The following is a 13,105-nucleotide window of genomic DNA, read 5'->3' on the forward strand; positions in this document are numbered from 1 at the left end:
TTGGTTTACCAAATATATACATATTTACTTATTAAGCAAATTAATTATCATTTTTCTACAGATTTATCAATTTTTAATACTAAAATATGCCTTTTACTTAGCAGATGTTTTTGTTCAGAAAATAAGCCTAATTATTTCTTTTTTTATAGTTTAAAATATTCAATAGAAATTTTTCATTTATACTTAAATTTGAAAAATGACACCATTACAATTAAACGCTCATGAAGGAAGAACTAAATGAAAATTATGGAACTCTATTTGAACAAGAATTACTTGACGAAATAGTACGTGTAGGTACTTTTAAAGAAGTTCCAGAAGGAATTAAACTAATTGAAATTGGCGAATACATAAAAAGCATGCCTTTGCTTATTTCTGGTGCAATAAAAATCTTAAGAGAAGACAAAGATGGGGATGAATTGCTACTTTATTATTTAGAAAAAGGAGAAACCTGCTCCATGACTTTATCTTGCTGTATGTCACAATCCATTAGTGAAATTAGAGCAGTTGCAGAAACGGACACAAAACTTATAATGGTTCCAGTACAAAAAATGGAAGAATGGACCGCAAAATACAAGTCATGGCGAAATTTTGTATTTGAAAGCTACCACAATAGATTAAATGAATTATTAAGTACAATCGACTCCATTGCTTTTCAAAACATGGATGAACGCTTATTAGGGTATCTAAAAGAAAAATCTAGAATTAATGAAAATAAGATTATTCATAATACCCATCAAGAAATAGCCTATGACTTACATAGTTCTCGTGTGGTAATCTCTAGATTATTAAAAAAACTAGAAGAAATGGGGAAAATAGAATTACATCGAAATTTTATAAAAATTATACAATTATAGGTTATGTAACCAATGTTACTGTACACTACAATATAGACTACTACCTTTACATTAATAAATTATTAAACTTTTTAGTTTAGAGTTTATTGGTTGGTTGTTTTAAACGGAAGTAGTTATGTGGTTGTAGCTACTTCCATTTTTTTAAAAAAAGTAGTTATGTCGATTTTAAAATATTTATTCGGAAATAGTACAAGTTCAGATGCTATTTCAAATTATATTGCCTCTGAGTTTAAAGAAGCAATTCAAGGTAAAAAAGTTCAACTTGTAGATGTAAGAACAGCAAGCGAATTCCATTCTGGTCATATTAGCAAAGCTGTAAATATTGACTTTTTTAAAAGTGGTGAATTTGAAAATTCTTTTCAGAAATTTGACAAAGAAACACCTGTTTATGTATACTGCCGTTCCGGTGCTCGAAGTATGAATGCCGCTAAACGTTTAGCAAAAATGGGATTTAAGAAAATTGTAAACCTCAAAGGAGGCTACATGGCTTGGAATTAAAAACGAATTACAATGAAAACTTCAATAATAGTTCAGAACTTAAAGTGTGGTGGTTGCGCTAAAACAATTACAAACAAAATTTCTGAAATATCTGGCATCACAGCTATTAATGTTGATGTAGAAAATTCAGTTGTTTCTTTTTCTTCAGACAACACAAATAGTGCAATTGCAGTTAAAAACAAACTCAAAAGCATTGGTTACCCTTCCATTGACGATGAAAACACATTCACATCTAAGGCTAAATCTTTTGTGAGCTGCGCTACAGGTAAAATATCTTAAGAATGAAATACCTAGTAATCATTTTATTCATAATTGGAATGGTTGGCTGCAAAGATGCTAAAGACGTAAAAGCTACAGCCCCCACTATATCCCTTGTTGAACAAATTGATATACAAAATAATGGAAAGGAGCTTGTGCAAAAACATTGCAACCTATGTCACAATCCGAATGCATCAGCGCAAAACCGAATTGCACCTCCTATGATTGCGATTAAAGAGCATTATATATCTGATGATACAACGGAGGAAGAATTTACAAATGCTTTGCTTAATTGGGTTAAAAAGCCATCAAAAGAAATTTCTCGTATGCCTGGAGCTGTTCGGCGTTTTGGATTAATGCCTTTCCAACCATACAAGGAGGAAGACATTAGAACTATTGCTTCATACATATATAATTTTGAAATGGAGGAGCCTGAAAGGTTCAATGAAAACCATAAAAAAGGCAATGGCATGAGAAGTAAAAATTCCCAAAATTCAACGATACAAGAAAAAAAATCTCAAAAAAGTGTCGAGGAAATTGGTTTGGCTTATGCGCTATCTACCAAACAGATTTTAGGGCAAAATTTAATGAGCACTATTCAAAAAAAAGGCACATTAGCTGCATTAGAATTCTGTAATATTAAAGCTTATCCGTTAACAGATAGCATGGCTGTTGTTCATAATGCAAAAATCAAAAGAGTATCAGATCAACCCCGAAATCCTAAAAATTCGGCTAATAGCAAAGAACTAATCTATATCAACAGCTTTAAACAAGACCTTGAAAAGGGCCTAACTGTTGAGCCCATAGTAGAGAAGAATAATAGTGGTGAAATAGCATTCTATTATCCGATAATAACAAATACTATGTGTTTACAATGCCATGGCACTAAAAACGAGGTTACACCAGAGACTCTTGTTAAAATAAAAAATTTATATCCAAAAGATAAAGCTCTTGGTTACAGTACTAATGAGGTAAGGGGAATTTGGAGTATTTCTTTCAAAGAATAATTTACTATTCTGCAATTAATTCGTTGATTTTTTAAATCCTTCCATGTTTTGATGAATAAAATCTTTAGGGAATTTATCATCACCCTTAAAACCTAATTCAATTGTTCCACTATCCTCAGGAATATAATTCGTCTTGAATAGATAATCCCAAATGCTTAAACTAATTCCAAAATTTACACCATAGGTACCTTTTGGCAACTCATACGCATGATGATATAAATGCATAACCGGATTATTTAAAATATACTTTAAAGGTCCCCAAGTAATCTTAATGTTTGAATGATTAAAATGCCCAATGGTTATGGCCATAAAGTGTACTATATATGCTTGTTCAGGTTCAAAGCCACCCAAAATCATTACGCCAAAAGTTTTCAAAGGTTTATACAATATATTCTCCATCCAATGGTATCGTAAATGAGCTGCAAACCCCATTTCTTTTACACTGTGATGTACCTTATGAAACTGCCAGAGAAACGAGTATTTATGCAACAATATATGAGTAAACCATTGTACAAAATCTAACACAATGAAAAACACTAGCAATTGTCCCCATATAGGCCATGTTGAAAAATCTATTATTGCTAAACTTTTAGAGGTAATTCCCATATCTGAAAATACTTTTTCCAAAAGTTTATAAAATCCACTTATCGCTATGGAAAATAAGAAGAAATTAAAAAACATATAAAAGGCATCTAACCAAAAATCTTTTCTAAATATGGATTGATTTTTACGCCATGGAAATAGTATTTCTAAAGTCCATACGACTAGTGAAATAACTATTAATCCCCAAAAATAATTGGTATACCATGGCACCTCAAAAATAATAGATTTCCAGGTCCAATCTAGAGTGCCTATAAATGCATTTATGATTACTTTACTATATTCTTCCATTACTAATTTAATCTTTAAGTTGGTACCACTCTACATTTGTTAAGTTTGCTCTTCGCCCTATGCTATCAGGCGCATAATAAGTACTTAAATAATTTAAAATAGGCTCTTCATTCACTCCTAAATCCCATAAATTCTGAGATTCTTGCATCCACCGTATAGTGGCTAACCATTTTTCTTTAGACATTCGGTTCTGGGTTACTATTTTAGCAGAATGACAACTTGTACAATTCTGTACCACTAAGTCTAAACCTTCCCCTTCAATAAATCCTGTACGCACATGAATTCCGTTTTCTATTTTATCAAAATCATTCTCAATAGTCTGTATTGGCTTTTGATCTTCAGATGTTACAGTAGTCGTACTTTTAGAAGAAAAATTAAAAAAAACTATAGCTATTATTAGCACAAAAATACTACCTATTAAAGCTATAAGGTAATAACTCCTTTTCGAAATAGGTGTTTTATCTTGATTACTACTCATTAAACTATTTTTACTGCTATTCTATGGCAAGCATTATTTAAATATCCTTTTGGATTCCAACCCGGCACTAACATAGGTTGCGCTACACCTTTACTATCTATAGCCTTCGCCCAAACTTCGTAATAGCCTTTTTGTGGGAATTGTATCGTTGCCGCAAACTGCTGCCAAGCAAAACGGTTTACTGCATTTTTCAAAGTACAACTATGCCATGTACTACCAAAATCTATTGAATACATTACTTTAGCAACATTCAATTCTCCCGCCCATGCATGACCATTAATATGTAACTGCTGGGCTAACTTCATCGTGGCGCCAGATTTTGGATAGGTGATTAATGATTTTACAGGCATAGACTCAATTATTTGCATGTCTTCAGCCTTTACCGATTCTCCTGGAGCTACTGGGAATTTTGGCACGCGATAAGAATCTCCAGACATTTTTTCACCATCGTGAACCTTATCCCGAACGCTGATTCTATTAATCCATTTTCCAGATACAGAAGCAGGATAACCGCCTGCAACTAATCTTAAAGGGTATCCATGTGCTAATGGAATGGCTTCTCCATTCATTTCAAAAGCTAATAAAGTTTCATCTTGCAGTGCTTTTGCAATAGGAATTCCTCTAGAAATAGGCTCTTTTCTTGGATCGCCACTTAAATGGGTGTCTGCCGCATGATAACCAACATAAACAGCATTATTCTTAATGCCGATAGCAGCCAATACATCTTTTAATCTAACACCTGTCCATTTTGCACAAGATACAGCACCCACTGTCCATTGATTGCCTTTTGCTGGAGGGTTAAACTCACTCCTGCCATTGCCTCCACACTCCAAGGTTAATTGATAGGAATACTGTTTGAATTGAGATTTTAAATCTTGTAAAGAATACGTTTTGGATTGATGCACTGATTCTCCATCGATTACTAGCTTCCAATTCTTTGCATCAATTTTTTCTGGAATTTTTCCATTATTACGAACAAACATTGCCGAATTTGGAGTAATAACATCATTCAACAAATGTGCTTGAGCCTCTATATTCCATGGTTTATCATTTAAAACAACCATTTGTTTGTTCTTTTTAAAAAGCTCAAACGGATTAACATCTTGTAATGCTAATAAAGGATAATCCTCAGTTATATTATTTGCAAATACAATTGGAGCTCCTATAACACTAGCCAATCCAGCCAATGAAGTGCTGCTAATAAATTTTCTTCTTTCCATGGTTCTAGAAAAATGATTTAGCTTTAAAAATAAGTCTTTTTTACAACGCAATTGGTAACATAAGTTACAGAAACAAAAATTACCTCAGAAAAGAATCTAAAACATAAAAATGTGTAACTATTGTTACCTAGATTCTAAATTTTCATAGTTATTTTTGTAGGAGCATTTACATTCACTTCTAAAATACACCTTATGGAAGACATGCTTTTTTATGATCGTATGCAATTTGCATTTACGATTACTTTCCATTACTTATTTCCCCAATTAACCATGGGTCTTTCCTTATTAATTGTTTATTTTAAAGGAAAGTTTCTTTACAATAAAGTTGAAAAATACAATGATGCCGCTAAATTTTGGATGAAAATTTTTGCATTAAATTTTGCCATGGGTGTTGTAACTGGTATTCCAATGGAATTTCAGTTTGGAACAAATTGGGCTAAGTTTTCGGAACTTACAGGTGGTATAATTGGGCAAACTTTGGCAATGGAAGGAATGTTCTCTTTCTTTTTAGAATCCTCATTTTTAGGGTTATTTATTTTTGGAGAGAAATTACTAGGGCATAAGCTCCATTTTGTAACCGGCTTCTTAGTATTTTTAGGTTCGTGGATGAGTGGATATTTAATTATTGCAACACATTCTTGGATGCAACATCCAGTAGGGTATGAAATTTTAGAAAATGGAAAATTTGTACTCAATAATTTTGGCGCATTATTCTCCAACCCTTGGCTTCTCCCCTCTTATTTACATAATCAATTAGCATCTTTAGTCACTGCATCATTTGTAGTTGCTGCCATTGGCGCTTTTTATTTATTAAACGATAAACATCACGAATTTGGTAGAATATTTGTAAAAACTGGTGTTATTTTTGGTTTCATATCTAGCGTTTTAGTGGCAGTACCAACGGGAGATTTAACCGCCAAAAATGTCGTAAAATACCAACCTGCAACTTTTGCTGCAATGGAGGGAATTTTTCATACAGAAAAAGGTGGCTCGGAGATTGTATTAATTGGTCAGCCGAACACTTTAGATAAAAAATTAGACAACAAAATTGCAGTACCCAATATTCTAAGCTTTTTAACCTATCAAAATTGGGATGCGGAAATTAAAGGATTAAATGAATTTGATGAAAAAGATCATCCTACTAATATCCCTGGATTATATTATGCCTACCACATTATGGTAGGATTAGGTACAATTTTTATTGGTATACTATTTTTCGCAGTGGTACAGCTTTTTCGAAAAAAACTATACAAGACAAAATGGATTTTATGGTCATTGGTTTTCCTTTTACCATTTCCGTATATAGCCAATACTACAGGTTGGTATACCGCAGAATTAGGCAGACAACCATGGCTTGTATATAATTTACTCAGAACCTCTGAAGGAGCCTCTCCGACAGTTTCTTCAGGAAATACACTATTCACACTTTTAGGCTTTATAGGGCTATACCTGCTATTAGGAATGTTATTCTTAATACTTGTTGGAAAAATGATAAATAAAGGTCCAGAACCAATAAAACACTAATTATGGAACTATTTTGGTACATTGTTTTAGTTACAATGCTTGCTGTCTATGTTATTTTAGATGGGTACGATTTTGGTGCAGGAATTATACATTTATTTTTTGCAAAAACCGAGAAAGATAAAAAAGCAATCACCAATGCCATTGGTCCGTTTTGGGATGCTAATGAAGTTTGGCTAATTGCAGCTGGAGGAGTTCTGTTCTTTGCTTTCCCGACCTTATACGCCTCTTCTTTCAGTGGCTTTTATCTACCCCTAATTATGATTTTATGGCTTCTAATTTTTAGAGCTATAGGACTTGAGTTACGTGGTCAGATTCATAATAGCATGTGGGAAACTATTTGGGATAAAGCTTTTGGAATTGCTAGCTTATTATTGGCTTTGTTTTTTGGCGTTGCCTTAGGCAATATTGTTCGGGGTGTTAATTTAGGTATTGTAATGGAAGGTGTATCTACACACGAAGCACATTATTTTTTTCTACCACTATGGAATCCAACTTTTAGTCCCCAGGCAGAACATCTAGGTATTTTAGATTGGTTTACTGTACTATTAGGGATTATTGGGGTTGTTTCGTTAGCTATTCATGGTGCTAACTGGATCATTTTTAAAACTAATTCTAGTTTAAATAATCGTCTTAAAAACGTAATTTTTACGCTGAACTTTGTTCTTCTGGGCTTAGTAATTATTTCACTTTTTGTTTGGCATGTAATAGAACCTAAACCCTTTCATAATTTTATAACCAATCCTTGGCTATGGATTTTTCCAATTATTACCTTCACAGGATTATTAGGGTTATTTAAAATAAAATCATTTAAAAAAGATGGTTACGGCTTTTTGTTTTCCTCTTTATTTCTTTTCGGTGGTTTAGCTAGTACCGTAGCATCAATTTTTCCAAAAGTTTTGCCATCTACTAATGATGTTAATCCAAGCTTAACTATTTATAACGTTGCCGCTGATGAATATGGATTAAATGTAGGTGTGTATTGGTTTGCAATAGCAGTGGTTTTAGTGGCCATATACATGACAATTCAATACAAAGTTTTTAAAGGAAAAATGGATGATGTTGGTTATGGAGAACATTAACATTAAAAAGACTTAATCTTTTTAAAAGTTGATTTGTAATTGTTTAAAATCCTTGTTGAGATTTCCCCATTTAAATTCATGATTTGGGGTTTTATAAGCATATCCTGCATATCCGTTTTTAGATACTACTGGAAAATTTTGAATCTGTATTCCTGTAATCCAACCATAGAAACCAACTTGTTTTAAATTAAAATCTACCCAACCAATAATTACAAAATCTTTAGAAATAGGATTTTGTTCTTCAGGGTAACCATAAGTCCAATGATCTGATGGTATTCTTTTAGTGGTTTTTTTCGCCACTTTAATATCTATTTTTTTTGAATTGATAAGAAAATCAAATTCATCTGAATTTGTAATAGAAAAATCTGAAGTATCCTTACTATACTTAATATTCTCTTTCTGTAAATAGTGCTCAAAAGCCAATTCGCCAATACAACCCAAATAGGCCTTTTCTATACGAGCAGCCCTAGATAATTTAAAACGAGAATGCAATCCGTTTTTAACCATCAATTCAGCCTGATTTTTTGCTTTTATACAAATGTTTTCAAAATCAGAAGTGATGATCATTTATATTTTTTTACAATAAGTTTAATTATTTTTCTTTGTTTTTAACAAAAATCAACTTATTCTTACTTCTAGGGTTATCACGTTGATCTAGCTCAAAGCTACCAATTGATTTTATAAGTTTTGTTAATTTATCAAAACCATAAATACGGGTATCAAAATTGGGCTGTTTTTTCTGCAATAAACTACCAACATCGCCTAAAAAAGCCCAACCATCTTCATCCGATAAATCTGAAATGGTTGTTGTAATAAGTTTAATTACTTGCGGTGTAATTTTGTCTATAGTATTTTTTGGCTTGTCCTTTTTGTTGTCATCTTCTTTATTCTCCGATTGATTCCGTATTACTTCAACGTATATAAATTTATCACATGCTACTATAAAGGGATTAGGAGTCTTCTTCTCTCCTATGCCAATTACTCGCATACCAGCTTCACGCAAACGAGTTGCCAATCTAGTAAAATCGCTATCGCTCGAAACAATGCAAAAACCATTTACTTTTTCTGAATATAAAATATCCATTGCATCAATAATCATTGCAGAATCAGTAGCATTCTTACCTGTGGTGTAGGCGTATTGCTGTACAGGTGTTATTGCGTTTTGTAATAATAAGTTTTTCCATTTTGCCAAAGTAGGCTTCGTAAAATCACCGTAAATTCGTTTTATGGTTGGATTACCATACTTTGCAATTTCTTCCATCATTTCCTTTACATATGCAGAAGGAATGTTATCTCCATCAATTAGTACAGCTAAATTTGTATTCATATTTTTTATTTTTCTAACAACATCCTAATTGATGTTGCAAATTGGGAAATTTGTCCCACTTTTTTAATATAGTAAATAATACAATGCTATGTGTTATTCCCCATTTAATAATTGCGAATCAGCGTAAAAAATAGTCGTTATTTCTGCATCCGTTTTAGTAACTTTCATTGTGTCCGAAGTAAATTCTGCATAAACAAAAGTTCCACCCCCATTCCAGTTATTTGCTTTTGAAATCCCTGTTTGTTCACCTTCCAGCACCTTTATAAGTCGTTTTACAGGAATTTCCTTAATGTAATCCATATGTTCAATACCAATATACTTATAGCCTAGTTTATGCGCTACAGCTGCTGTAGTGCCGCTTCCTAAGTAAAAATCTAAAACATAATCATCTTTACTAAGTTTATTGCTAATCATATGCAACAAATATGCAATTAAACTTTCCGATTTTGGATAGGTAAATACCTCTTTCCCAAAAAGTTGTGAAAGTTCGCGACCCGCATTTTCGGTAGTATCTACCCCCATTTTACTGTCGATGTAATTTAAGGGTGCTTCTACCTCATATGCTGCTTTTTCATAGGATGTTGAAAAAGCAATAGAACGTATAGAAACCTTTGTGCCTTTTGCTAGTTCTTTATCTAAATTTTTCTGACTCCATTTAAATTTACCTTTAAGCTTTACCGGTTTGATAAAAACTCCTTTTTTAACCTCTGTATCTTCAAGCAATTCAATTGCATAACTTTTGGTGCCATAAGAGCCTTTTTTATAGGTGCCATTGGGCAATGCAGTGTCTATTTTATTCTTTGGAAAAACGAGTGTTTTAACAGCATTTGTCTGGTTCATTAAGCCATTACTACTTCTAGATGTTTTAGGCACTCCTTTATATTTAACGGCATCTTTACTTTTTTCGTAGCATAGAATGTATTCCAACACTTTTTTACTCTTTTTAGGAAGATTGGAAGGTGTATCTGTTTTTTTCCAAGAAAAATGTTCTATAAAATTCTCACGTTTAAAAATAGTATCAAGAAGCACTTTTAAGTAGGCAAACTCATTATCATCACAACTAACAAATAATACACCGTCTGGCGTAAGCAATTCATGGGCAATTTTCAAACATTTTTCAATCTGTTTTAACCACAAACTACTGGCGTACTTATCCTTATAACTAAATGATTCATTCCCTGTATTATAGGGTGGATCAATATAAATGCATTTAATCTTACCCTTAAATTTAGGTTTTATAGCTTGCAAAACTTGATAGTTATCTCCCTTTATTATAAAATTTTCGTTTTTTAGACTTTTAGGTGTCGTTACACCTTTTTTAGAATAATGTGCCCAATTTATAAATGCACTGTCATTTAGCATTAGCTCATTTTCGTGTTCCTCGATAAATTTTATAAATTCAATTTTATCGAAAACTAAGATAGCATCTACTTTTTTAAAAAACTGTTTTTTAAGAATTGAACTAGACAACAACAACCCTAACAGCTTAACATCTAAATCATTAACGGCCTGTATTAAAGCATTTGTTTTAATAGCGTCATTATTAATATAATTACTATTCTTCTTTAATATACTTTTTAAATGCTCGTAACTATTCATGCGTATAATTAATCTCTGCTAGTAGTTTTTTTTCAAATATAGCCAAACTAATGACTTTGCTCACATGACTTTTGTTGCGATTTAAATTGTTCAGAGTATATTATTAAAACTTACGATTAGGGTTAAATGCACTAATATCCATTGATGTTTTTTGTGCATCAATTAGTTCTGATACCAACTTTCCTGTGGCAGGACCCAAACTCCAACCCATCATGGCATGACCTGTTGCAAAGGTAAGATTAGTCAAATCTTTTGATCTTCCAATATAAGGCAAACCATCTGGAGATACTGGTCTTAATCCAGTTTGGACCGCATCAATCTCATTTGGCAAAATATCCAATTCCGGATAAAACCGTTTAGCACCGTTAACAATAGCAGCCACCCTTTCCCGTCTTACTATTGTATTAATTCCAGAAAACTCCATTGTTCCTGCAAAACGTGTAAATCCTTGCATAGGTGTTACTGCCATGCTACTTTCCATTAAAATTGACGGAATCGTAATGCCAGTGTCGCGTTCAACATTTATACGGTAGCCTTTTCCTGCTTGCAAGGGCAAACTTATATGTAGCTTTTTTGATAATTTACCACTCCAAGAACCTGCAGCCATTACAACTTCATCAGGCTTATATTGTGCTTTTGTGGTTTTGATTGAAGTAATTTTAGTATCGGTAAAGGCGACATCGATAACTTCTTCATTTGTTTTGATGATAACCCCAACTGATTTTAAATAGGTCACCAATTTTGGCATAAATTCTGTTGGTGTCGTATGTCCGTCGCATTCATAATGAATCGCTCCTTCAGCGTTTACAAGAACCTTAGGTTGTAATTTAGTTAACTCTTCTTTATTCAGCTCTTTAACTTCTAATCCCAAAAAACTGGCCTTTTTGGCTACATCTATTTCATGATCAAACGATTTTTGGGTTTGATAGAGCATCAATAATCCCTTACGTTCTAATTGAAACTCTCCTAGGTCACCAGAGGCTTTCATCGCTTTAAATAAATCAAAACTCAAAAGATTAATATCCTTTATTACCGGTATTGCCTTTTCTACTTTCTCCTTTGTAGATGATTTATGAAAATACCAAGACCATTTAAAAAAGTCTACATCCCAACGCGGCTTCATATAAAACGGACTTGCAGAATTAAACATCCATTTAATGCCCTGTGCTATTTTCCCTGGTGAAGCTAAAGGAATTATATGACTTGGGGTTATATAACCAGCATTTACAAATGAAGCACCACTAGTTATGTCCGATTTATCTATAACCGTTACCTGATGCCCTGCTTTATGCAAAAAATAGGCAGAACTGAGTCCTACAATACCACCACCAATAATTACAATGTTTTTAGCCATATTATATTACTTGAAAACCATGTGCATAAGGATCATCATCATCAATTTTAATGGTATTATAGCCATAAACTTTAGCCCAACCTTGAATGCTGGGTATTATAGCCTTCTCGCCGTTTAACAATGCCTCTTCCTCTATTCTTCCTATAAATTGAGAACCAATATAACTTTCATGAATGAATGTATCACCTAGCTTTAACTTTCCTTTAGTAAACCATTGCGCCATACGTGCTGAAGTACCAGTACCACATGGAGAACGATCTATTGCTTTATCTCCATAAAACACAGCATTACGTGCAGTAGCTTCTGGTGAAATGGTATCTCCCGTCCACATAACATGACTTATATCTCTAATAGTATTATTTTCAGGATGAATAAAAGCATCTGAATATTTTAAATTGATTTTTGTCCTGATTTCTTGGCTAAACTGAATTAATTGTCCCGCTGAATAATCTTGAAGACCCTTAAAATTCTTTTGGGGATCTATTATGGCATAATAATTTCCCCCATAGGCCACATCAAAAATTAATTCTCCCAAGCCAGTACATACTATTGTCAAATCTGTTGCGGCTAAAAACGATTTTACATTGGTAAGTTTAACCCAATCTACTTTTTTATTGGTCTGTTGATAGGTAATTTGCACCAATCCAGCAGGTGTTTCCATACGCACTTTTCCAGGTATTTTTGGAGTGATTAGCCCTTCTTCTATTCCAATTGTTATGGCTCCAATAGTGCCATGTCCGCACATGGGCAAACAACCACTGGTTTCTATAAAAAGGATTCCAAAATCGTTCTCTGGATTTGATGGGGGATAAAAAATACTCCCACTCATCATATCATGGCCGCGAGGTTCAAACATTAAGCCTTTTCGTATCCAATCGTACTCCTTTAAAAAATGTTGACGTTTTTGGCTCATATCCGCTCCAATCAAAATTGGACCGCCACCAGCAACAACACGAACTGGATTTCCACAAGTATGTGCATCAACACAAAAAAAGGTTTTGCTAGCCATCTCTAAA

At 33.1% G+C, this 13,105-nt stretch carries 14 protein-coding genes; 6 read left to right on the plus strand and 8 right to left on the minus strand.

Annotation, left to right across the window (positions count from 1 at the left end; all coding sequences use genetic code 11):
- The first annotated feature begins 221 nt into the window (after window positions 1-221).
- The 4 genes from B8963_RS12710 to B8963_RS12725 all read left to right on the plus strand — a co-directional run bounded on the left by B8963_RS12710 (window position 222) and on the right by B8963_RS12725 (window position 2,617).
- Complete coding sequence (locus B8963_RS12710; protein ID WP_084061907.1) at window positions 222-854, plus strand: Crp/Fnr family transcriptional regulator; 633 nt, start codon at window positions 222-224, stop codon at window positions 852-854.
- A 156-nt stretch (window positions 855-1,010) separates the two neighbouring features.
- Window positions 1,011-1,352: a rhodanese-like domain-containing protein gene (locus B8963_RS12715; RefSeq protein WP_084062176.1), complete on the plus strand. Its 342-nt coding sequence runs from the start codon at window positions 1,011-1,013 to the stop codon at window positions 1,350-1,352.
- Between the two features lie 12 nt (window positions 1,353-1,364).
- Entirely contained in the window at window positions 1,365-1,631 is a 267-nt protein-coding gene (locus tag B8963_RS12720) for a heavy-metal-associated domain-containing protein (protein ID WP_084061909.1), read from the plus strand.
- Window positions 1,632-1,633: 2 nt separating this feature from the next.
- The gene (locus tag B8963_RS12725; RefSeq protein WP_084061910.1) at window positions 1,634-2,617 is read left to right on the plus strand and encodes a c-type heme family protein; all 984 of its coding nucleotides are present in this window, start codon (window positions 1,634-1,636) and stop codon (window positions 2,615-2,617) included.
- A gap of 15 nt (window positions 2,618-2,632) precedes the next feature.
- Here the strand turns inward: B8963_RS12725 and B8963_RS12730 are convergent, their stop codons facing one another.
- The 3 genes from B8963_RS12730 to B8963_RS12740 are packed head-to-tail and all read right to left on the minus strand — an operon-like array spanning window position 2,633 to window position 5,206.
- The gene (locus B8963_RS12730; RefSeq protein WP_084061911.1) at window positions 2,633-3,508 is read right to left on the minus strand and encodes a sterol desaturase family protein; all 876 of its coding nucleotides are present in this window, start codon (window positions 3,506-3,508) and stop codon (window positions 2,633-2,635) included.
- A 7-nt stretch (window positions 3,509-3,515) separates the two neighbouring features.
- The gene (locus B8963_RS12735) at window positions 3,516-3,986 is read right to left on the minus strand and encodes a monoheme cytochrome C (RefSeq protein WP_084061913.1); all 471 of its coding nucleotides are present in this window, start codon (window positions 3,984-3,986) and stop codon (window positions 3,516-3,518) included.
- The gene (locus B8963_RS12740; RefSeq protein ID WP_084062177.1) at window positions 3,986-5,206 is read right to left on the minus strand and encodes a sulfite oxidase; all 1,221 of its coding nucleotides are present in this window, start codon (window positions 5,204-5,206) and stop codon (window positions 3,986-3,988) included. The genes B8963_RS12735 and B8963_RS12740 overlap by 1 nt, the downstream gene beginning before the upstream one ends.
- A 192-nt stretch (window positions 5,207-5,398) precedes the next feature.
- Here B8963_RS12740 and B8963_RS12745 point away from each other — a divergent pair, with 192 nt between their 5' ends.
- Together B8963_RS12745 and cydB are read left to right on the plus strand one after the other, a co-directional pair.
- The gene (locus B8963_RS12745) at window positions 5,399-6,730 is read left to right on the plus strand and encodes a cytochrome ubiquinol oxidase subunit I (protein WP_084061916.1); all 1,332 of its coding nucleotides are present in this window, start codon (window positions 5,399-5,401) and stop codon (window positions 6,728-6,730) included.
- Between the two features lie 2 nt (window positions 6,731-6,732).
- Window positions 6,733-7,809 carry a cytochrome d ubiquinol oxidase subunit II gene (cydB, locus tag B8963_RS12750; protein ID WP_084061921.1) on the plus strand — a complete coding sequence of 359 codons (1,077 nt, stop codon included), beginning with the start codon at window positions 6,733-6,735 and terminating at the stop codon, window positions 7,807-7,809.
- 21 nt (window positions 7,810-7,830) lie between these two features.
- On the opposite strand, the gene B8963_RS12755 is transcribed toward cydB, so the two are convergent.
- The 5 genes from B8963_RS12755 to B8963_RS12775 form a co-directional block, all read right to left on the minus strand.
- A complete protein-coding gene (locus tag B8963_RS12755; protein WP_084061924.1) occupies window positions 7,831-8,376 on the minus strand; it encodes a hypothetical protein in 546 nt (181 codons plus the stop codon).
- 25 nt (window positions 8,377-8,401) lie between these two features.
- Window positions 8,402-9,136, minus strand: coding sequence for an NYN domain-containing protein (locus B8963_RS12760; protein ID WP_084061927.1), 735 nt, complete (start codon window positions 9,134-9,136; stop codon window positions 8,402-8,404).
- Between the two features lie 93 nt (window positions 9,137-9,229).
- On the minus strand, window positions 9,230-10,735 hold the full coding sequence (locus B8963_RS12765; protein WP_084061930.1) for a site-specific DNA-methyltransferase: 1,506 nt from the start codon (window positions 10,733-10,735) through the stop codon (window positions 9,230-9,232).
- A 103-nt stretch (window positions 10,736-10,838) separates the two neighbouring features.
- Window positions 10,839-12,089: an NAD(P)/FAD-dependent oxidoreductase gene (locus B8963_RS12770; protein ID WP_084061934.1), complete on the minus strand. Its 1,251-nt coding sequence runs from the start codon at window positions 12,087-12,089 to the stop codon at window positions 10,839-10,841.
- Between the two features lies 1 nt (window position 12,090).
- Window positions 12,091-13,098 carry a 4-hydroxyproline epimerase gene (locus B8963_RS12775; protein ID WP_084061937.1) on the minus strand — a complete coding sequence of 336 codons (1,008 nt, stop codon included), beginning with the start codon at window positions 13,096-13,098 and terminating at the stop codon, window positions 12,091-12,093.
- Window positions 13,099-13,105: the final 7 nt, after the last annotated feature.

Origin of the sequence: Cellulophaga tyrosinoxydans, assembly GCF_900176415.1 — a bacterium.
Lineage (GTDB): Bacteria > Bacteroidota > Bacteroidia > Flavobacteriales > Flavobacteriaceae > Cellulophaga > Cellulophaga tyrosinoxydans.